Annotated in this window: 18 protein-coding genes and 1 pseudogene; 11 read left to right on the top strand and 8 right to left on the bottom strand. The window is 65.3% G+C overall.

Annotated features, from left to right (window positions below):
- The first annotated feature begins 28 nt into the window (after positions 1–28).
- The 5 genes from API01S_RS01820 to API01S_RS01800 all read left to right on the top strand — a co-directional run bounded on the left by API01S_RS01820 (position 29) and on the right by API01S_RS01800 (position 5,745).
- Entirely contained in the window at positions 29–1,561 is a 1,533-nt protein-coding gene (locus API01S_RS01820) for an ABC transporter substrate-binding protein (protein ID WP_061302868.1), read from the top strand.
- Positions 1,562–1,685: 124 nt separating this feature from the next.
- Positions 1,686–2,609 carry an ABC transporter permease gene (locus API01S_RS01815; RefSeq protein WP_006220370.1) on the top strand — a complete coding sequence of 308 codons (924 nt, stop codon included), beginning with the start codon at positions 1,686–1,688 and terminating at the stop codon, positions 2,607–2,609.
- 5 nt (positions 2,610–2,614) lie between these two features.
- Complete coding sequence (locus API01S_RS01810; protein WP_061302866.1) at positions 2,615–3,481, top strand: ABC transporter permease; 867 nt, start codon at positions 2,615–2,617, stop codon at positions 3,479–3,481.
- Between the two features lie 72 nt (positions 3,482–3,553).
- Positions 3,554–5,293, top strand: coding sequence for a M14 family metallopeptidase (locus API01S_RS01805; RefSeq protein ID WP_061302864.1), 1,740 nt, complete (start codon positions 3,554–3,556; stop codon positions 5,291–5,293).
- A 14-nt stretch (positions 5,294–5,307) separates the two neighbouring features.
- The gene (locus API01S_RS01800) at positions 5,308–5,745 is read left to right on the top strand and encodes an acetyltransferase (RefSeq protein WP_006220373.1); all 438 of its coding nucleotides are present in this window, start codon (positions 5,308–5,310) and stop codon (positions 5,743–5,745) included.
- Between the two features lie 154 nt (positions 5,746–5,899).
- Here API01S_RS01800 and API01S_RS01795 read toward each other — a convergent pair whose 3' ends face one another.
- From API01S_RS01795 to API01S_RS01770, 6 genes are all read right to left on the bottom strand, one after another.
- The gene (locus tag API01S_RS01795; protein WP_061302862.1) at positions 5,900–6,088 is read right to left on the bottom strand and encodes an oxidoreductase-like domain-containing protein; all 189 of its coding nucleotides are present in this window, start codon (positions 6,086–6,088) and stop codon (positions 5,900–5,902) included.
- Between the two features lie 9 nt (positions 6,089–6,097).
- Entirely contained in the window at positions 6,098–6,676 is a 579-nt protein-coding gene (locus API01S_RS01790; RefSeq protein ID WP_061302860.1) for a GNAT family N-acetyltransferase, read from the bottom strand.
- 80 nt (positions 6,677–6,756) lie between these two features.
- Entirely contained in the window at positions 6,757–8,331 is a 1,575-nt protein-coding gene (locus tag API01S_RS01785) for a lytic murein transglycosylase (protein ID WP_061302858.1), read from the bottom strand.
- A 106-nt stretch (positions 8,332–8,437) separates the two neighbouring features.
- Positions 8,438–9,733, bottom strand: coding sequence for an MATE family efflux transporter (locus API01S_RS01780; protein WP_084802373.1), 1,296 nt, complete (start codon positions 9,731–9,733; stop codon positions 8,438–8,440).
- Positions 9,734–9,873: 140 nt separating this feature from the next.
- On the bottom strand, positions 9,874–10,236 hold the full coding sequence (locus API01S_RS01775; protein WP_061302854.1) for a hypothetical protein: 363 nt from the start codon (positions 10,234–10,236) through the stop codon (positions 9,874–9,876).
- A gap of 19 nt (positions 10,237–10,255) precedes the next feature.
- On the bottom strand, positions 10,256–10,909 hold the full coding sequence (locus API01S_RS01770) for a hypothetical protein (RefSeq protein ID WP_061302852.1): 654 nt from the start codon (positions 10,907–10,909) through the stop codon (positions 10,256–10,258).
- A 220-nt stretch (positions 10,910–11,129) separates the two neighbouring features.
- On the opposite strand from API01S_RS01770, the gene API01S_RS01765 reads away from it, so the two are divergent.
- The 6 genes and pseudogenes from API01S_RS01765 (at position 11,130) to API01S_RS01740 (ending at position 18,493) form a co-directional block, all read left to right on the top strand.
- A complete protein-coding gene (locus API01S_RS01765; protein WP_050730030.1) occupies positions 11,130–12,065 on the top strand; it encodes a LysR family transcriptional regulator in 936 nt (311 codons plus the stop codon).
- A gap of 39 nt (positions 12,066–12,104) precedes the next feature.
- Positions 12,105–13,055, top strand: a complete 951-nt coding sequence (locus API01S_RS01760; protein ID WP_050730029.1) for an adenosine deaminase — start codon at positions 12,105–12,107, stop codon at positions 13,053–13,055.
- Between the two features lie 474 nt (positions 13,056–13,529).
- Positions 13,530–14,969, top strand: coding sequence for a carboxylesterase family protein (locus tag API01S_RS01755; protein ID WP_061302850.1), 1,440 nt, complete (start codon positions 13,530–13,532; stop codon positions 14,967–14,969).
- A 116-nt stretch (positions 14,970–15,085) separates the two neighbouring features.
- Entirely contained in the window at positions 15,086–16,039 is a 954-nt protein-coding gene (locus API01S_RS01750) for a Bug family tripartite tricarboxylate transporter substrate binding protein (protein ID WP_061302848.1), read from the top strand.
- Positions 16,040–16,163: 124 nt separating this feature from the next.
- Positions 16,164–17,553 (top strand): annotated as a pseudogene (locus tag API01S_RS01745) (amidohydrolase).
- Positions 17,554–17,689: 136 nt separating this feature from the next.
- Positions 17,690–18,493, top strand: a complete 804-nt coding sequence (locus API01S_RS01740) for an aspartate dehydrogenase (RefSeq protein WP_061302846.1) — start codon at positions 17,690–17,692, stop codon at positions 18,491–18,493.
- 135 nt (positions 18,494–18,628) lie between these two features.
- Here the strand turns inward: API01S_RS01740 and API01S_RS01735 are convergent, their stop codons facing one another.
- Complete coding sequence (locus API01S_RS01735; protein WP_061302843.1) at positions 18,629–20,461, bottom strand: ABC transporter ATP-binding protein/permease; 1,833 nt, start codon at positions 20,459–20,461, stop codon at positions 18,629–18,631.
- 335 nt (positions 20,462–20,796) lie between these two features.
- Positions 20,797–21,684, bottom strand: coding sequence for a LysR family transcriptional regulator (locus API01S_RS01730; protein ID WP_061302840.1), 888 nt, complete (start codon positions 21,682–21,684; stop codon positions 20,797–20,799).
- Positions 21,685–21,747: the final 63 nt, after the last annotated feature.

Genomic DNA, 21,747 nt, shown 5'->3' with positions numbered 1-21,747 from the left:
GATCCGAGTTCCCGTCCCTGGAGCGACCATGCAATTCCTACGCACCACCTTCACCGCCACCGCCCTGACCCTGGCGCTGGGCGGCGCGCTGCCCGCCGTCTTCTCGACCGCGCATGCCGCGGGCACACTCAGCGTGGCCATCAACCAGGACCCGGGCAGCTGGGATCCCATCGACACCTTCGTGACCTTCTGGGGCTCGGTCGGCGGCAACCTGTACGACGGCCTGACGATGCGCGGCGCCGACCTGAAGTTGCAGCCAGGCCTGGCCACCAGCTGGGAATACCTGGACGACAACAAGCGCCTGCGCTTCAAGCTGCGCGAAGGCGTCAAGTTCCATAACGGCGAACCGTTCAACGCTGAAGCCGTCAAGTTCACGTTCGACCGCCTGCTGGGCGCGGAAGGCGCCAAGGGCCCGCAGAAGTCCAACTACGACTCCATCGGCGAGATCAAGGTGGTGGACGACTACACGGTCGACTTCATCCTGAAGCAGCCCGACCCCGTCCTGCTGACCAAGCTGGCCGGCTATGGCGCGATGATCGTGCCGCCCAAGTACATCAAGGAAAAGGGCGAGGACTACTTCAACACGAACCCGGTCGGCACCGGCCCGTTCAAGTTTGAAAGCTATCAGCCCAAGGTCAACGTGACGCTCGCGCGCAACGATGAATACTGGGGCGGCAAGCCCAAGCTGGACAAGGTGGTGTACCGCTTCATCAGCGAACCCGGCACCCAGGTCGCCGAGCTGCAAGCGGGCCGCGTCGACATCGCCACGCTGATCCCGCTGGGCCTGATCGAGACGGTCAAGAAGTCGGGCAACGCCGACGTCATCTCGACGGGCGGCCCGGTCGCTTTCGCGCTGCGCTACAACACCAAGGGCGGCATCACGCAAAACCGTGACGTGCGCCGCGCGCTGATCATGGCGGTGGACCGCGAGGCCATCGTCAAGCAGCTGCTGCTGGGCCAGGCCAAGGTCATCGCCAGCTTCCAGGGTCCGCAATCGTTTGGCTACAACCCCGAACAAAAGCCCCTGCCCTTCAACCCCGCCGAAGCCAAGAAGCTGTTGGCCGCAGCCGGCGTGAAGCCCGGCGCCACCGTACAGATCGACGTGCGCGGCAGCGATTCGAACTTCCGCGAAGTGGCTCAGGCCGTGTCGGGCTACCTGCAAGGCGTGGGCGTGCGCGCCACCATCAAACCCTATGAAACCGGCGTGCTGCTCAACGACATCATCCCGGGCGGCAAGACGGGCGAAATGTGGCAGAACCAATGGGGCGGCTGGACGTACGACTACGACAACACCGCGTACCTGATGTATCACTCGGGCCAGAAGTGGAACCCGTATGACAACGACGCCAAGCTGAACGGCATGCTCGAAGCGCAACGCACCGTCTACGACGTGAAGAAGCGCGAAGCCATGTTGCAGGAAATCGCCACCTACGTGGCCGATCAGGCGCTGGAAATGCCGCTGTACAGCCTGAACACCATCGTTGGCGTGAACAAGCGCGTGAAGAATCTGGAAGTTCCGGGCGACATCCGCTTCCGCTTCCTTGAAACCAGCGTGGAATAACCCTTGTGACAACGCGACGCGCCCGTAGCATAGGGCGCGCCGCGTGCCCGCATCCCGCCAGCGCGATGCGTATTGCAGCATCAACATTAGCGATCCGCCCCGGTGCAAGCCGAGGCGGCGATTCATGACCGGATTTCTCATTAAACGCGTGTTGCAGGCGATCTTCGTGATCGTCGCCGTGACGCTGCTTGTCTCCTATGCCGTGCGCCTGACCGGCGACCCCGCGCTGATGCTCAGTCAGGGATCGGGCAGCGTCACCGAACAGGACCTGGCCAACATCCGCCAGGCACTGGGCCTGAACCGCCCCTTCCACGAGCAATACCTGTCGTACATGCAGGGCCTGTTGCACGGCGATTTCGGCCGCAGCTTCATGGGCGGCACGTCGGTGGCCAAGCTGATTGGCGACGCCCTGCCCGCCACGCTGATGCTGGCGTTCACCTCGCTGATCGTCTCGATCCTGATTTCGCTGCCGCTGGGCATTCAGGCCGCCATCAAGCGCGGCAAGGCCACCGACCAGGCGATTCGCATCCTGTCTCTGGTGGGCCTGTCGTTTCCGAACTTCTGGCTGGCGTTGATGCTGGTGCTGCTGCTGTCGATCACCTTCCCGCTGCTGCCGCCGTCCGGCTGGAGCGGGCCGGCCAGCCTGGTGCTGCCGTCATTGACCATGGCCATCATTCTCAGCGCCACCAATATCCGCCTGGTGCGCACGACCATGCTGGAAACGCTGTCGGCGCAGTACATCATGGTGGCGCGCAGCAAGGGCCTGAAAGAACGCGTGGTGCTGTACAAGCACGCGCTGCGCAACTGCGCGATTCCGCTCATCACGTATCTGGGCCTGCAATTTGGCGGCCTGATCGGCGGCATCGTCGTGATCGAAATGGTCTTTAACTGGCCTGGCCTGGGCACCCTGGCGTTCGACGCCATTTCCGGCCGCGACTACCCGGTTCTGCAAGGCACGGTCACCGTGCTGGCCACCGTCATCGTCCTGGTCAACCTGATCGTCGACATCGCCTACGGCATCGTCGATCCCCGTATCCGCACGCGTTGAGCCTTATGCAGACCACCACTCCTACCGCCGCGCCCAAGGCCGTCAAGCCGCGCAGCCGCTACCGTTCGCTGGAATTCGTGCTGGGCGCGCTGCTCACCGGCGTCATGATCCTGCTGGTGCTGACCTCGGGCTGGCTGTTCCCCGATGGCGGCGAAGCCATGGACCTGTCCGCGCGCCTGATGGCGCCGTTCACCTCGGCCGCCCATCCCTTTGGCACCGACCCGCTGGGCCGCGATGTACTGGCCCGCGTCATCGTGGGCGGCAAGATCTCTTTGATGGTCGGCTTTGCGTCCGTGATCGGCGGCGCGCTGCTGGGCATCGTGATGGGCCTGATCGCCGGCTACTACCGCGGCTTCTGGGACATGATCGTCATGCGTTTCGCCGACGTGCAACTGGCGCTGCCCTTCATCCTGGTGGCCATCACGTTCATCGCCATCCTGGGCGGCGGGCTGTTCAACGTCATCTTCTTCATGATCGTGTCGCAGTGGGTGCAGTACGCGCGACTGGTGCGCGCCCAGGTGCTGGCGCTGCGCGAGCGCGAGTTCGTGCTGGCCGCGCGCGCGTTTGGCGTACGTGACCTGGCCATGATCCGCCACCATATCGTGCCCAACCTGCTGGGCCCGCTGGTGATCCTGATGACCTTGAACGTGGCCAACAACATCCTGCTGGAAAGCAGCCTGACCTTCCTGGGGCTCGGTGTCGATCCGATGATTCCCAGCTGGGGCGGCATGCTGGCCGATGGCCGTACCTATATGCAGACCGCATGGTGGGTCAGCGTCTTCCCCGGGCTGGCGATCATGCTGACCGTGCTGGGCCTGAACCTGCTGGGCGACTGGCTGCGCGACCGCCTGGACCCGACCGGAAAGGTGTAAAAGATCAGATGCCCCGCAAGGGGCATTTGTCTCTTTGCCGGATGCCGCAAGAAACCCGAAGGAACACTAAGCATGTCTTTGCTTGAAAAAACATTTGACCGCACGCTGGACGCCTGGACGCACGCCTACATGGCGCCCGCCTGGCGCGGCGCGGTCGTAGAAGGCTGGCTGTTCGAAGGCGTGGAAGCCCGCCGCGCGGCGCAAGCCCGGCTGGCGCAGGCCGGCGTCACCGCGCGCTTTCGCAGCGCGTACAAACCGCTGGTGCATTTCTTTCTGGAAGAAGTCGAGCGCGACGGCCTGGTGTCCGCGCGCGTGCGCTACCCGCTGCATGAACATGCGCAGGCCAAGCGCTTCACGTTGGAAGCCTATCCGCTGATCGCCCTGCTGCCGGACGTGCAGGTCGACCTGCAAGCCGGCGCGGCCGACCTGCACTACGACGTCACGCTGACCTACGCGGATGGCCGCCAGATCGACACGCGCGTGTTCGCGCCCAACGTCGTCGGCGCCGCCCAGGATGGAACGCCCGAGCTTTCGCCCACCGGCTGGCTGCGCGTGCGCGATGCCGACGGCGCCGTGCAGACCGATGGCGCGCAATCGACCGAATACCAGCAGGTGTTCCGCAGCATCGTGGATACCGTGCGCAACCACCCCTGGGGCGCGCACGAGCCGTACTTCGACCGCCTGGAAATCCGGGTGGACCTGCCCGGCATGGATTTCGCGCTGCCGGTCGACGAAGAAATCGTCAGCACCTTCGAGGCCCTGCACGAGGACGTGTATTTCACTTTGCTGGAACACTTCCAGCATCACTCGGGCCGCCCGTCGGGCGATCGTGGCCTGCAACCGGGCCAGATCATTCCCGACATCCGCCGCCATGACGGCGCGGCACGTGTGCAGATCTCGCTTGAGCCGTTTGCCCCGGTCGCGCCGCTGACGCCCGCCTTGCCCGATGCGCCCCTGGCGCAACGCCGCGATCCGCTGGCGGCTGCCGAGATCGCCGGCTGCGTGGCGGCCTTGGGCGGCGACGCGTTCCAGGCGGTCTCGCGGCAAGGCCGGCCCGTGCTGGGCACGTATGTGCGCGGCCCAGGTCCGGCGGTCTTCATTTCGGGCGCGCAGCATGCCAACGAAACCTCGGGCGTTGTCGGCGCGCTGCGCGCCGCCCAGGCGCTGGCCGAACGCGGCGACGCGCACTTCGCACTGATCGCCTCGGAAAACCCCGATGGCTACGCGCTCTTTAACCGGCTGCGCGAACATCACCCGCGCCACATGCTGCACGCCTCGCGCTACAGCGCGCTGGGCGACGATATCGCCTACCGCGAGCACGCTCCTTTCTTCGAGCGCGACGGACGCCATCAGGCGCACGCCATCAGCGGCGCGCAGCTGCACATCAATCTGCACGGCTACCCCGCCCACGAATGGACCCGGCCGCTGTCCGGCTACCTGCCCCGCAACTTCGAGCTGTGGACCATTCCGAAGGGCTTCTTCCTGGTGCTGCGCCATCACCCGGGTTGGGGCGAACGGGCACGCAAGCTGATCGAAGGCGTCACCACGCGTCTGGCTCACAATGTGCCAGGGCTGGTGCAATTCAATGCCCGGCAATTGGAACTCTTTCACGCGCATGCGCTCGAAACCGGGTTCGACGTCATGAACGGCATTCCCGTCCAGATCACCGAGACTGACCGCGAAGAACTGCCGCTGGCGCTGATTTCCGAGTTTCCGGATGAAACCGTCTACGGCGACCGCTTCATCTTCGCGCACACTGTACAAATGGAAACCGTCCTGGCGGCGACTGACCTGTATCGCTCTGGGCTGTAAAGACCAATAAGAAAATGAACATCCGAGAACGCAACCACGGCGACGACCTGGCCCTGGCGGACATCTGGCTCCGTTCGGTGCGCGCCACGCATTCCTTCCTGAGCGAAAAGGAAATCCAGGCGTTGTACCCGCAGATCCTCAACACCTATCTGCCGTCGGTGCGGGTATGGGTCTGTGAAGACGAAACCGGCGAGCTCGCCGGTTTCATGGGCCTGAACGGCAACAAAGTCGAGATGCTGTTCGTAGACGCCAGCAAGCGCGGCAAGGGGGCTGGCCGCCGCCTGCTCAATTTCGCGCGGTCGCTGCACGGCACGCTGCTGGTGGACGTCAACGAACAGAACCCGCAGGCGCACGGCTTCTACAAGCACTATGGATTTGTGGACACCGGCCGCTCGGCGTACGACGACGCCGGCCGCCCGTTCCCGATCATTCACATGAAACTGGCCGGCTGATTCGAACCGATGACCGCCTGCGCGCTTGAACGTGCGCGCCGGCGCGTTATGCCTGGGCTGCGCTGCGCTGACCCTGCGTTGGCCCTGCGCTGTCCGTGCAGTGCCCGGGCCTTGTCCCTGCGCTGTCCCGCGCTAACCCTGCGCCGCCCCCACGCTACCCCTGCGCGTCCTTCGCTTCGTGGCGGCTGCGCCAGGCCTTGAGCGCCTCGCGGTAGGTCTCCATCGCTTCGTCGTAACGGTCGTACACGCACGGGATGCAGCCGCTGTTGCAGCACTCGTCGGGCGCGGGTCGTTCGGGGGGGACTGGCGGGGGATCGTCGTCGGGAAAGGTCGTGGTGCTCATGGCAGGATGTTAACGCGGCAGTGGCCTCGCCCTGGCGTCGGCCGCGCGTTGCAGCGCCAGCCAGTCTTCGCGCAGGATTGCATAGCGCACTTTCGCGTTGCTCTTGTCGCTGGCCGTCTTGCCTACATAGCGCATGCCGGCTTTTTCCAGCACCCTGCGCGACGCCGCGTTCGATTCGATGGCCACCGCGCACAAGGCGTCGACTGGCAAATGCTTGAAACCCAGCGCGATCAGCGCGTTGGAAATCTCGAAGGCGTAGCCCCGGCCCCAGCAGCCCGGTTCAAACGCGTAGGCCAGTTCGATGGCGGCCCGGTCGTCCGTGACCGTGAACTTCAAGCCCGCGCGCCCTGCCGTCGCGCCATCCTCGCGCGTTTGCAGCACGTACATGCCATAGCCGTGATCGGCCCAGTGGGATTCGTTCTGCGCCAGGTAAAGACGGCTGGCCGCCGCGTCGCGCGTGCCGCCCATCGTGGCCATCACGTCCGGGTCGGCGTGCATCCGGGTGATGAAAGACAGGTGCTCGCGCCGCATGCGCTCGGCGCGCAGCCGGTCCGTCAGGAAAACGTCAGGAAAATCAGCCAGCGACATGACATTCGGATAGAAAGGGGAACGACTCCATCATAGCGGCGCGCAGCCGCGCATGACATGAGCCGTTCCGCTTGGCAGGCTTAATTCGCCGGCCGCGCGCGCAGGGCGTCAGGCTTGTCCGCCTTCAGCGCATCCAGGATGCGCTTGCCCACCCGACCGTCCTGCGGCAGATTGCGGCGTTCCTGTTCCGCGCGCACGGCGTCGCGGGTCTTGGCGCCCGGAATGCCATCGGCTTCGCCCACGTCGTAGCCACGGCCGTACAGCTCTTCCTGCAACTGCTTGATCTCGGCGCGCGACAGGCCGGGGTCATCGGTGGGCCACGCCGCGATAATGCCGGGGCGGCCTTGCAGGCGATTGAGCAGCAGCGACACCGCCAGACCATACCGGCGCGACTGGTTGTAATGCAGGATGGCGTCGAAATTCACCGTAGCCAGAAACACCGGCCCCTTGGCGCCGGTGGGCGCGAACAGATAGGCTTGCTCGTCATTGCCGGACGGCAGCTTGAGCACCGAACCGTCGCCCTGCTTCAACCCGGCCTGCGCCCACTGAGCGATCGTGCGGCGATCTTGCGTGCCCACGTATTCGGCGTCGGGCTCGGGCGGGATGGCGGCGGCCACGTCAGCCGGCACGCGCACTTCCACCACGGCGGGCAAGCCATGCGTCCACTTGGCGCGGCGCTTGCGCAGGTGATTGGCGGTCGACGCCAGCGCATCAGGCAGCGAGTTGTACAGATCGATGCGGCCATCGCCATCGCCGTCGGCAGCCAGTTCGTAGAAGGACGTCGGAATGAATTGCGTCATGCCGAACGCGCCGCTCCAGGACCCCACGAAATTGTCCGCGGGCACCGTGCCGTCGCGCAGCAGGCGCACCGACGCGTAGGCGTTCTTTTCCCACAAGGTTTTGTTTTCAGTGCAGGCGCGCGTCAGCCAGGCGTTGAGCACATCGGTCTTGCCGATCTGACGGCCGTAGTTGGTTTCAATGCCGAAAATCGCGACCAGCGTGGCCGGGTCCACCTGGTATTGCTGGCCGATGCTGGACAGTTGCGGGCCGACCTTCTTCATCACGGCCAGACCGTCGTTGACGCGCTCATCGTCCACGGTCTTGGCGATGTAGTCCCACCAGCTTTCCCGACCTTCGGGTTGGCCCTTGGCGGATGCAACGGTCGTGGGCAGCAACTTGGCGTTGGCGGTGTACTTGTCCCAGTCAGCCACGGTCAGGCCGTTGGCGGTGGCGCCCTTGCGCAGCTTGGCGATACACGCCTTGGTGTCCAGCTCGGTCGGGATGATGACCGTGGGCGCGGCGGCGGGGGTGGCGGCGGAGCCAGGCGTCGCGGTGGCGGCAGGGGTTGTTGCGGGGGGTGCGGCAGGAGTTGCGGCGGCAGGCGTTGCGGCTGGCGCGGGAGCAGCGGCGGGCGCTGGCGTGGCTGCGGCGGCGCCTGCCTTGGCGGCTTCCTGCTCGGCGACTACGTCATCGAAGCTGCGCTTGGGCGTCAGCGACGGCTGCGGCGGAGCAGGCACGGACTGGACTCTTGAACCCGTCGCCGAGGCCGGCGATTGCGCGTGCGCCACGCCCGTCGCGGCGGTAATGGCCGCCGCGAGCACGACACGGGTCAGGCATAGGGAATCGATTCGAAGGCGCGATGAACGCTGACGCATGATATTCCTGAAAAATCGAAGTCAGCCCGGATCGTACCGCGACCAGCCGCTGAAATCGAACCATCATGCGTGCCCTGGCCACACCCGCTGCGTCTATTGGGTTTCCTTATGCAACGCGGGCGGTGGCATCCGTGGTTGGCGGCATACGCAACACTCGCGAGCAAACGGCAATCGCGATCACACTGAACAGGGCGAACGCCAGCCCCTGTCCCAACATCACGCCTTCGGCCCCGCCGTAATGAGCGCCCAGCCAAACAAACGGCAAGGTCCCCAACGTCGCCCGCAGCCAACCGATCATCGTGGAATACGCTGCGTAGCCCAAATTATTGAACACGGCTATCGCCACGAAGAACTGGCTGTTCAGCGCCCATGCGAAGCTGGCATAACGGCAAAAGAAGATGATCAGGTCGCGTCCCGGACCCACCACCTGAAACAGGTCTGCCACCCACGGCGCAAACACCGCAAGCAGTGTGGCCACACCCAAGCCATACAGCAAGGCCCAGCGCGACGTGAGCTGTACCGTCTGTTTCACGCGGTCCCATTGGCCTGCGCCTAGATTCTGTCCAAGAATGGGGCCAATTGCGCCCGGCAGCACAAAGTAGAGGGAATAGGCCAGTTGCAGCACTCGGTCGACCACCGTGGCCCCCGCCATAACACTGGGGCCGAACGTGGCGAAAGTCGACACCGTAAAAATCACCGCCGCCGGCGTCGCCAATGCCGTCAGCGCGGCGGGCAGCGCAATCTTTCCAATCGCAGCAAGGTCAGCCAGCAAGGCGCGTCGTCCCGGCCAGTCGACCAATCGATGCTTGCCAAACACCAGCCACCCACCCAACGCCACCGTCACCATGCGCCCCACCCCGCCAGCCCACGCAACTCCCTGCATGCCTGCGTCCAATACAAAAATGGCAACAGGAACCAGCACAGCGACCGTCGCGGTGCCGGCCAGCAATACCCACATCGATTGCCGCCCTCGCCCGGAGGCTCGCAGCAAGGTGGACAACATCATGCCCACGCCCATCACCACGGCAAACGGCGTCGTGATCCGGACGTAGGACAAGAGATGCTCGCGTAATTCAGACGCCAGTCCGATGGCGGTCGTAAACGGCGCAATCGCCGCCAGGTAAACGGCGGCTGCGCCAAGCGCCGCGCCCGCCATCAGCACCAGCGAAGCGCCGGCCAAGGTGCGAGCGCGCGGCAGATTTCCCGCGCCCAATGCGCGCGAGACCAACGCGGCGCCTCCCACCGTCACACCGATGGACACGGAAGTAATGGTGAACTGCGTCATCGAACCAAAACCCACCGCGCCCATCACCGCCTCATCCTGCAACGTACCCAGGTACAGCAAAGACAGGAACTCGACGGCGACGACAGCCAGCATGCTTGCCCAACCCGTCAGCGCCATTTCGAGCACGTGCGGTCCGAGGGGGCCCGATACGAAACGCGCACGCGGCGGTTCCAACGCCGAAGCGACTGAAGTATCGACGGCAGTTGGCGAGAGAGCCGTCCTGGCGGCGGAATCGGCGCGCGAGCTACGGGCCATGTCTATTGGGTCGGCATTTGCTCACGCAACTGCCCCAGCCGTTCGATGGCCGCCTCATGGCCCTGCGCGGCGGCGGCCTCGTACCAGCGCAGCGCCTCCTTCATATCGGCTTGCTCCAGGATCAAGCCCTGCATGAACTGCGCGTCGGGGTTGCCGCGCTGGGCGTCGGCCAGCAACGCGCGCTGGGCCAGCGCGTCCTGATGGGGCGACTCGCCGTACACATGCACGTCGTTGGCCACTGGATCTTCGATCAGCGTGCGCAGCGAAGGCGCGGTATGCGCGAACTGCTGCCGCCAGAACCAGGCGGTCAGCACGGTGAAAAGAGCCAGGATCAAGAAAGAGATAAGCAGGGTTCTGCGAGTCATGGTTAGAGAGTGAAGAAGATCATCGGGGCGCGGGCGCGAACCAGTACTGCGCCACGCTGCTTTCATTGGAATACCACGGCAACAGGCCAAGGGTGTCGGACTCGCGCTCTACGGTCACCAGCAGGCCGCCCGCTTCCTGGCGAAACATTGCCACGTGACGACGCACGCCCATCGCCTCGTGCTGGCGCCAGTCATGCCGCACGCTGACCCATAGACGCCCTTGCGTGCAGCCCGTATGGCGTTCGATGCGATCGGGCCGATCCATCCGGCTGTCGCCTGACAGATCCGTCAGATCCTCGCCGCCATTTTGCATGGGCAGTCGCCCGCTCGACCGCGCGCCCTTCCCGTCCAACGCCAACGCCTGCCAGCCCGTGCCGTCGGGCGACAGCGTCACCGTTGCCCCGTCCGAGGATTGCCACTCCGGCAACGGCGTATCGCGCATGCCGGGAAGGTCCAGCGGATAGACGAAGAAGGTGTGCAAGTCCTTCAGCGTAGCGGTTGGCTCGCCCGCCCGAAACTCACCTTGCGCGCGGTACGCACCGGCCAGGTCCGGGCATTGCGCCGAATCCGACGGCAGCACCAAGGGCGCACCGCTCTTGAACGAGGGCCAGGACACAGGAACCCCGTCCACGCGCGACACCCCGCAAGCGCTCAGGCCCCACATCAGCAGCATGGCTGCTGAGATACGGCGCAGTGTCCGAAGGCGCGGCGCGCAAGGGGCCGATAAGCTTGAATTCATGGATGGCCTTTTCTGCCGGCTCGCGCGTTTACGCGAAGCGCGGCGCGATTAGTCTGAGGTCTCGCCCGGCGAAGACTATATATGAATCGGGATCCGGCGTTGCCAAGCGGTGCGCGGCAGAGAATAATCGGCACATCCCCACCGGTCGTTCGCCATGACACCCTTCCGAGGCAAGCTCCGCATCCGTCATCTGGAAATCGTGCTGACCGTTTCCGAATTGGGCAATCTGTCCAAGGCGGCCGCGCAGTTGCACAGCACGCAATCGGGCCTGTCGCGCGCCATTGCCGAGATCGAGGAGCTTGTCGGCGCGCGCCTGTTCGAGCGCACGGCCAAGGGCACCACCTGCACGCCGCTGGGCGAGGCCATGTGCCGTCATGCCCGCCTGCTGCTGACCGATTTTCGCAAGGCGGAGATCGATCTTGCCGCCGTGTCGCGCGGTGACGAAGGCAGCCTGACCGTGGGCTGCTTTTCCATGTTCGCGGGCTGGCCGGTCGCCCAGGCCGCACGTTCGTTCCGGCAGGCCTATCCTCGCATCACGCTCACCATCGAGATCGGCACGCACGAACGGCTGATCGAAGACCTGGACGCGGGTGCGCTGGACGTGCTGATCAGCCGCTTCTCGTCCACCGTCAACCCGCAGATCTACCGCTCAACCACCTTGCTGGAAGATGCCGTCGTGCTGGGATGCGCCGTGCATCATCCACTGGCCGGCCAGACGGGCACGACGCTGGCCGACTATGTGGGCTATCCGTGGATTACGGCGTTGCCCGGCAGCCGCATCCGGGGCGAGCTGGAAATGTCCCTGCGCCAGGCCGGTTTGCCGATTCCGGATATGATCGGCGCCCTGTCCCTGGAGTTCGGCCGCGAAATGCTGCTGGACGGCCACTATCTCTGGATGCTGCCCGGCAGCGTGGCCACGGTGCGGCAAGCGCGTGGAGAACTGGTTGTGCTGCCCGCGCGTCCCGCTATCAAGAAGTCGCCGCTTGCCGCGATATGGCGTCGCGACCGCCCCAGCACACGCCAGGCGCGTGCGTTCGCGGCGCATCTGGCGCAGGCCATCCAGGCGGACGAGGTCGCGCTGGCGGCCTGACTCCCCTTTTGAATACGCCCCTTTTTTATCGGAGCACCCATGTACGACTGGCTCAACGCACTGCCCAAGGCGGAACTGCACCTGCATCTGGAAGGCTCGCTGGAACCCGAGCTGCTGTTCCAGTTGGCGCAACGCAACGGTGTCGCGCTGCCCTGGCCCGACATCGATGCCCTGCGCGGCGCCTACAACTACGGCAATCTGCAAGAATTCCTCGACCTGTACTACATGGGCGCTAACGTGCTGCGCACCGAGCAGGACTTCTACGACCTGACCTGGGCTTACCTGTGCAAGTGCCGCGAGCAGAACGTGGTGCACACCGAACCCTTCTTCGATCCGCAGACGCACACCGATCGCGGCATTCCCTTCAAGGTGGTGCTGGACGGCATCAGCCGCGCGCTACAGGACGGGCGCGAACAGCTGGGCGTATCCAGCGGGTTGATCCTGAGCTTTCTGCGCCATCTGCCGGAAGAACAGGCGATGCGCACGCTGGACGAGGCCCTGCCGTTTCGTGATGCCTTTGTCGCGGTCGGCCTGGACAGTAGCGAAATGGGCTTTCCGCCCCGCTTGTTCCAACGCGTCTTCGACCGCGCCCGCGCTGAAGGCCTGCCCGCCGTCGCCCACGCGGGCGAGGAAGGCCCGCCGGAATACATCTGGGAAGCGCTGGACCTGTTGAAGGTACTGCGCGTGGACCACGGCGTGCGCGCCGCCGAAGACCCGAACCTGATCGCCCGCCTGATCGACGAACAGATTCCCTTGACAGTCTGTCCCTTGTCGAACACGCGCCTGCGGGTGTTCGACCACATGCGCGATCACAACATCCTGTCCCTGCTGGATGCCGGCGTGAAGGTCACGGTGAATTCCGATGATCCGGCCTACTTCGGCGGCTACGTCAACGAGAACTTCCATTCGCTGTACGAGCATCTGGGCATGACGCAAGCCCAGGCCAAGGCGTTGGCGGATAACAGCCTGGATGCGCGTATCGTGAAATGAGGTGGGGATGGGGGTGGCGAGGCTGGTGACGGTGAGGCGTCGGGAAGACGCAAGACGGCACTGGCAGCAAGCGCGGTCATGCCGATCAAGGCGCGCTGCGAGATTCCGCGTCCATCTCATCCGGCCACTGCACTCGTGGGGCCCACCGAAGCGCCAGGTTATACGCGGGCACGTCATTCGCATCGCGGGTTCGATGTCGCACGGTGGCAAGGCGTCCGGGCCTTGCTGCATGTAGGTGCAGATTCATAACGACAAGCAGCGGGCCAGAACTGGCCCGGTCGGGTCAACACAGGCACATCACACGGCTTTTGCGCGTTTTCGACGCGTACGCCCTGCTTCCCTTAGCCATGCGTGTTCCGCATGGCTTTGCTCGAAACCGGCATGGCTGCCACATCGGTTTGGTCCCTACCATAGGCATGCGCTGCCCGCGTCTTGGCGGGTGTCGATACGCAACAACCATGCAAAGGGGCTGATATGAATCGAACCGTCCAGGCTGTGCTGCCTGCGGGCACACTGACCGGCATCGAAGAGCAAGGCGGCGTGTGCCGCTTCAACGCTATTCCCTATGCGCGGCCGCCCGTCGGCCATCTGCGCTTCGCGCCGCCCCAGCCCGCGACATGGCAAGGGGTTTTCGACGCTACGCGACGCGGGCCGGTGGCGCCGCAGTTGCCATCGCGCTTGCGCGACGCCATGGGAGACTTCAGCGATCCCCAGTCAGAAGACTGCCTGCACCTGACGGTATGGACGCCGGCCGTGGACAGGGCGCGGCGACCGGTCGTGGTGTGGCTGCATGGCGGCGCCTGGCAAAGCGGCGGCGGCGCGCTGGATTGGTACGACGGCGCGGCGCTGGCGGCTCGCGGGGACCTGGTGGTGGTGGCAGTCAATTACCGCCTGGCCGCGCTGGGCTGGCTGTATGTGCCGGGCCAGACCGCGAACGTGGGCCTGCTGGATCAGGAGGCTGCCATCGACTGGGTGTTGGACAACATCCTGGAACTCGGTGGCGACCCCGAACGCTTGACGGTGATGGGCCAGTCGGCCGGGGCGTCCTCGATCTGCGCAATGCTAGCCCGCAAGCCACGCTTTGCGCGCGCCATCCTGCAAAGCGCCGCGCTGGGCCGGGGCTTCCGGTCGGCGGCGCAGGCGCAGGCATTGGGACAGGCCTTTCTCCAAGCGGCAGGCGTCGAATCGTTGGATGCCGCGCGCGAGCTACCCGTGTCTGCGTTGCTGGCGGCGCAGCAAGCGCCTGCGATGGCCGAGGTCTTGCGCGCCGAGGGCAGCACCCGCAGCCAGTTCTGCCCGGTGCTGGACGGACAGGTCCTGCCTGAAGACATCGAGCCCGCGTTAGGTCGGGCGGCCGCGAGTGCCGACGTGCTGGTGGCGTACACGCGCAACGAGATGGCCGCCTTTCCGGGGCAGTTGGTCCAGGCGCGGGAGGGGATGGGTGGGGAGGCACCGACGGGCGCGAGCAGTGCGGCGAATGGGACGAACGCGACGAATGGAATGCACGCAACGAACGAGACGAACGCGAAGCCCGAAGCCAGCGGCAAGACCGAACCCAACGGCAAGACAAGCGCCAACGACCAACACGACCCCGTGCAGGAAGACCCCATCGGCGATCAAGTCTTTGGCGCTCCGTCCCGCGCCTGGGCGCAAGCCGCTGTCGCACAAGGCCGGCAGGCGTGGCTTGCCCGTTTCGACGTTGCGCCATCCGCGCGCTTCAAGGCCTGCCACTGCATCGAACTGCCTTTCGTGTTCGACACGGTTGCCGCCTTCGGCGATGCGCCGATGCTTGCCGGATTAGCTCCGTCCCACGCGCAGCGATTGGCCGAAGCAACGCAGCAGGCGTGGATCGCCTTCATCCGGGGCGAAGCGCCGGGCTGGCCGATGGCGCCGCATCTGCACGTGTTCGCGTGAAGGACGAATTCCGCATTCTGCATTCCGGATCGCACATCTGCATCGTGCATCTGCTTCTGCGTCGCACATTCCGCATCTGAACATCCTGCACACACCAACAACACAAGGGGAACACCATGTTCAAGACAATCTCGCTGGCGCTCACCATGGCGCTGCTTGCACCCGTGGCCGCGCATGCCGCCTATCCCGAAAAGCCCGTGAAGATCATCGTGTCCAATCCGCCCGGCGGCCCGGTCGACGTGATGCTGCGCGTGCTGGCCAGCAAGCTCGGCGCCGCTTGGGGCCAGCCGGTGGTCGTCGAGAACCGGCCCGGCGCGTCCGGCATCATCAGCACCGGTGCGCTGGTCAAGTCTGCGCCCGATGGCTATACGCTGGGCATGGTGGTGGCGTCGTCCGTGACCATCGTGCCGTTCGCGGTCGACAGCCTGCCCTTTGACACGCAAAAGGACTTGCAGCCGATCTCGCTGGTGGCGCGCACGCCATTCATCTTCATCGTGCCCAAGGACAGCCCCATCAAGACCTGGGACGACTTCGTGCGCGAGAGCAAGACGCGCAGCCTCAGTGTGGGCTCGTTTTCAATTGGCACCGCCTTTCATCTGGTCTGGGAACAGACGGCGCGGCGCGCGGGCATCCGCGCGTTGTACGTGCCGTCGTCCTCGTCGGGCAAGACGCAGAACGATTTGATCGGCGGGCAATTGGATGTGGGCCTGGATGCGCCGTCCAGCTCCAAGGGCCTGATCGACAGTGGCCGCTTGCGCGCGCTGGCCATCACCAGCCCGGACCGCTTTGGCGGCCTGCCCGACACGCCCACGTTGAAGGAATCCGGCCTGGATTATTCCCCGCAACCCTGGATCGGACTGATGGCGCCCGCGGGCGTGCCCGCCGAGCGTGTGGCGCTGATCCAGAAGTCGGTCAAGGACATCCTGCAAGAGCCGGCGATGCGCGAGCAGATGCAGACGCTGGGCATGATTCCCATCGGCAGCACGCCCGAAGAACTGGCCGCCACCATCAAGGCCGACCGCGCCGAGATGGCGCCTCTGATCAAGGAACTGGGCATTAAATTGCAGTAGCAAAATTCCATCGCTCGGAATCAAAACCGGCGGAATTTAAGCATCCGTAACAAACCCGCCGGCCGCGTGGCGCTTGGGTAAGATCCTCACCCAATAACAGGTTAACAACCACGAGGAGAACACCATGCAGTCTCGCAATATGCGATTCCGGCTGGCGCCGCTGGCGCTGGCCGCTCACCTCTTGATGGGTGGCGCGGCCTTCGCGCAAAGCGCCCCCGGCACACAAGGTCCGCTGACGCCCGCGCCGAATGCCGCGCTGTCCGAACAGATCGACACGCGTGCGCGCGCCATCGAAGACAAGCTCATCGCCTGGCGCCGCGACATCCATCAGCACCCTGAACTTGGCAACCAGGAAACGCGCACCGCCAAGCTGGTCGCCGATCATCTGCGCGCGCTAGGCATGGACGTCAAGACCGGTGTGGCGGGCACGGGCGTTGTCGCCGTGCTCAAGGGCGGCAAGCCCGGCCCGGTGGTCGCGCTGCGCGCCGACATGGACGCGCTGCCCGTGAAGGAACAGGTGGACGTGCCCTTTGCCTCGAAGGCCAAGGGCACGTACCTGGGCAAGGAAGTTGACGTGATGCACGCCTGCGGGCACGACACCCACACCGCCATCCTGATGGCCACGGCCGAAGTGCTGGCCGGCATGAAAGACGAATTGCCCGGCAGCGTGAAATTCATCTTCCAGCCCGCCGAGGAAAGCCCCGCCGACTTCGAGCCCGACGGCAAGAAGATCTGGGGCGCCAAGATGATGGTGCAGGAAGGCGTGCTGGACAATCCCAAGGTGGACGCCATCTTCGGCCTGCACGTATCCAGCGCGTATCCGGCAGGCTGGCTGTCGTGGCGCAGCGGGCCGGCCATGGCGGCGGCCGACCAGTTCTGGATCGACGTCACGGGTAAGCAGACGCACGGCGCGCGCCCCTGGTCTGGCATCGACCCGATCGTCGTCAGCTCGCAGATCATTCTTGGCCTGCAAACCATCGCCAGCCGCCAGATCAACAGCATGCTGGAGCCGGCGGTCATCACGGTAGGCGCGATCCACGGCGGCAACCGCATGAACATCGTGCCGGACAGCGTTGCCATGACGGGCACCATCCGCACCTATGACGAGGGCATGAAGAAGGACATCCACCAGCGCATCACGCGCACGGCCGACATGATCGCGCAAAGCGCGGGCGCCAAGGCCGACGTGCGGGTAGTGGAGCTCTACAACGCCACCGTCAACAACCCCCGCCCTGACCGAGAAAATGGGGTCGACCCTGCGGCGCGTGGCGGGCGAAGGCAACTATGGCCTGCAACCCAAGTCCACCGCCTCGGAGGACTTTTCCTTCTATCAGGAAAAGGTGCCGGGCATGTTCTTCTACCTGGGCGTGACGCCCAAGGGCACCGACGTGGACAAGGCCGCGCCCAACCATTCCCCGCGCTTTTACGTGGATGAATCGGGCTTGATCAACGGCGTGCGCGCGTTGTCGAATCTGACCGTCGATTACATGGCGCGCGCACAGCAAGGCGGCTGACCACACTGCGGCTATTGCGCATTGACGCCCGGCCGGCCGCTGGATACAGTGGCCGGCAACCTGACGCCGTCGTTATCGATGGCGTTGTCTTTTGTCCAGCTTGCGGTTCGCCGCAGCCCTACCTTCCGGATTCTCCATGAACAGCTACCGCGTCGGCATCGCCGGCTTCGGCGCCATCGGCCAGGCCGTGGCGCAATCCCTGGATGCCGGGCTGCCCGGCCTGACCCTGACCGCCGTCGCCGTTCGCGACCCCAAGGCCGCGCCCGACTTCGCCTGGACAGGGCAAGCGCCTGCCTTCACCACGCTGGACGCGCTGCACGAGCATTGCGACGTGGTGGTGGAATGCGCGCCGGCCGCGGTGTTCCGTCAACTGGCCCAGCCCGTGCTGCGCGCGGGCAAGAAACTGGTGGTGCTCAGTTCCGGCGCCCTGCTGGCCAACGAAGACCTGATCGACGTCGCGCGCGAGCATCGCGGCCAGATTCTCGTGCCCTCGGGCGCCATTCTGGGGCTTGACGCCATCACCGCCGCCGCCGAAGGCGTCATTCATTCGGTCACGATGATCACCCGCAAGCCGCCGCGCGGCCTGCTCGGCGCGCCGTACCTGACCGACAACAACATCAACCTGGACAACGTCACCGAACCGCGCCTGATTTTCCGGGGCTCGCCGCGCGAAGCCGCAACGGGTTTTCCGGCCAACCTGAACGTGGCGGTCAGCGTGTCGCTGGCGGGCATCGGTCCGGATCGCACCACGCTGGAAATCTGGGCAGATCCCACGCTGGAGCGCAATGTGCACCGCGTCGAAGTCGTGTCCGACGCCGCCACGTTCTCGATGGAAATCCAGAACATCCCGTCGGCCAACCCCAAGACGGGGCGCATCACCGCGCAGAGCGTCATCGCCGCGTTACGCAAGCTGACCGGGCCGCTGCGCGTGGGAACCTGAGTCAGAAACGCAGGCTGATAGGTGTGCTGCGCAGCGGGTCCTCAACGAGTCACGCAAGCTTGCCGGCCTGCTGCGCGTCGGGACCAGAGCGAATCAATCATGCTCACCAGCGTGCAACACGCCGGACCTCAAGCATCACGCGGCTTCGCGCAGTGCCGCCGCGCCCGGCGCCGGATCCGCCGCACCCATCGTCCAGCCACCCGCGCCGTCCAGATACAGGCGGTGCGTGTGGAACGGATCCAGCGTGCTGCGATGGCCCACGCTGACCAGCATGCAGTCGGGCAGCGCGCTGCGCAGCAGGCTGTACAGCATGTGCTCAAGGCCTTCGTCGGTCGCCGACGTCGCTTCGTCCAGGAACACGATGGCGGGCCGGTTGAACAGCACGCGTGCAAAAGCCACGCGCTGCTGTTCGCCAATGGACAGGATGCGCGACCAGTCCGTCACCTCGTCCAGTCGTTGGCTCAGATGGCCCAGGTTGACCTGACGCAACGCGTCGACCAGCCGCGCGTCATCCTGCGGCTGCGCCTGCCCAGGGTAGGCCAGCGCACTGCGCAGGTCCCCCAGCGGCAGGTACGGCCGTTGTGACAGGAACAAGGCCGAGGCCCCTTGCGGCCGGCGCACCTGGCCTTGCGCATAGGGCCACAAGCCGGCCAGCGCGCGCAGCAGCGTCGTCTTGCCGCTGCCCGACGGCCCCTTGATCAACAAGGTCTGGCCGGGGCGCAACCGCAGGTTCAGGTCGCGCAGCAACACGTCGCCATCCGGCCGCCTGATCGTCACGCCGTCGATGTCAAGGCCATCGGGCAAGGGCTCGGTGTGCACCGACGGCAGCGCGCGCGCCGCTTCGTTGGCATCCAGAAACCCATTGAGCCGGTCCAGCGTGGCGCGATATTGCGCGAAGGTGTCGTAGGACGTGCGGAAGAACGACAGCGCATCCTGCACCTGACCGAATGCCTGCGAAGTCTGGATCACATCCCCCAGCTTGATCGCCCCGCTGAAAAAGCGCGGCGCCTGCAAGATGAAGGGAAACACCACGGCCACCTGACTGACCGACAGGTTGAAGCCGTCGAACTTCAGGCCCCGGTACACACGCGCCCAAAGGTTGGCGATGTACGCCGTAAAGCGGCCCCACAAGGTCGCGCGTTCAACCGCTTCGCCCTGATAGAACGCCACGTTCTCGGCGTTCTCACGCAGCCGCACAAGCGCATAACGGAAATTCGCGGTCAGGCGCTCGGACAGGAAATTCAGGCGGATCAGCGGCCGTCCGATCTTGAACGCGAACCAGGTGGCGACGATCACGTACAGGAACACGATGAACACCATCGCGCGCGGGACTTCCACGCCGGCCACGACCAACGGCCCGGACAGACCCCACAGGATGCCGGTGAACGCCACCAAGGACACCATCGCGCTCAACGCGCCGATGGCCAGCGTGCGCGAACCGGTCACGAACATGGCGATGTCCTGCTCGATGCGTTGGTCGGGGTTGTCGACGGGTTCGTCAACGAAGTGGCCACGGTAGTACGCGCCCGCGCCCAGCCAGTCGCGCGTCAGGCGGTCGTTGAGCCAGACGCGCCAATGGATGTCGAAGGCCTGGCCGGCGTAGCTATCGGCTAGCGTGCGCACGACGTGCACACAGGCCAATACCGAAAAGATGCCTAGAAAGCGCCAGAATGCGGTTTGGTCCAGCGCCTGGAGCGCGCTGTAGAAGCCGTTGTACCAGAACGAAAACAGCACGGTCATGCGCACGGCGGCCATCGCCAGCAACAGCAGCAGCGCCAGCATCAGCAGCGGACGCCAACTGCGCCGTGGCGTCAGGTATGGCCAGGCCAGACGCCAGAATTTGCGCCCCCATTCCGTGGTGCGCGCCAGCGCGAACGCCGCCACGCCCAGCGCGACGGCGGTGATGCCAAAGGCGCGCGCCAGCCAGATCGCGCTTTCCATCAGTTGCTGTTGCCAGTTCAGATCCATTCGCGCATCCCCATCAAAACCGTTTCTGGTTAGACGGGGCCGATGCGCGGGGTTCCGCGAAAAATGCCGCTTTAAGCGTCGCTTAAGCGTTCTGGCTGGGTAACTGAAGGCACATTGAAAGCGGGGATGGATTTCGCCGGCATCCAGGCGCTTTGGCGTGAATGGTTGGCGGGCGTCGGGATCTGACGTGGCGAGAACCGGCAGCGCGCGGGCTGGCAGATTGGAGCAGGAAATTGACGCTGCCTAGGACTGGATTGGAGGACACTTGCAGCGCCTGCCCTCATCAGAGTGGCCATGACATTCAGCGCCCCCCCAAATCCAGACGGCAAGACCCATCAGCGCGCCCCCAGATCCAGATTCGCAAACACATCGGCCAAGGTCGGTACGGATCTAGCCGGCCAGATCGCGCTCAGGTCGAAGCTGGGCAGCGCCTGCCCGTCGCGGACTTCGCAAAAGCGCACGCCGCCGAAATTCATCGTGCGGATCCAACTGGGCAGCAGCGCCACGCCGCATCCGCCCGCCACGCAGGACAGGACGGTCAGCGTACGATTGGCTTCCTGCGCCACCTGGACGGCGTGGCCGCCCTTGCGCATGGCGTCCATGATGCCGGCATGGAAGGCCGGCAATTGCGCCTGCGGATACATCACCAGGCCGGCCTGCGCGATCTGCGCCATCGACACCGTGCCATCGGCCGCCACGTCGAACTCGTCGGGCACGGCCGCGACCAGCCGATCGCGCAGCAGCTGCCGTTCGCGCATGTGGCCGCCGACGGCGACGGGCGTGTGCATCAGGCCGATATCGATTTCGCCGGTTTGCAGCGCATCGGCCTGCTCGGCGTTGCTCATTTCGCGCAGGATCACGCGCACGCCGGGCGCCTGCCGACGCATTTCGCGCAGCGCGCGAGGCAGCGTGTCGAACAGCGCCGACGACACCAGCCCCACCGTCAATTGCCCCGCGCTACCGCGCCCGATCTCGCGCGCGCGGTGCGCCGCTGCGTCGATACGCGCCACGCTGATGCGCACGTCTTCCAATATGGCCAGCGCCGCCGGCGTGGGCGCGGCCCCTTGGCGCGAGCGCTCGAAGAGGCGCACGCCCAGGTCCTTTTCCATGCGGCCCAGCGCCTGACTCAAGGCAGGCTGCGCGATGCCCAGCCACTCCGAGGCGCGGCTGACGCTGCCGTGGTCCACCACCGCCAGGAAATATCGCAGGTGCCGGGTTTCCATATTGATCCGATATATAAAAAGCAGTTTTACAGAATGGAAAACTATACCTCTCCTGCCTAGAAT

The sequence above is a fragment of the Achromobacter piechaudii NBRC 102461 genome, from assembly GCF_001571245.1.
In the GTDB taxonomy this organism is placed as follows: domain Bacteria; phylum Pseudomonadota; class Gammaproteobacteria; order Burkholderiales; family Burkholderiaceae_B; genus Achromobacter; species Achromobacter piechaudii.
This window is presented reverse-complemented; position numbering and strand designations above follow the sequence as displayed.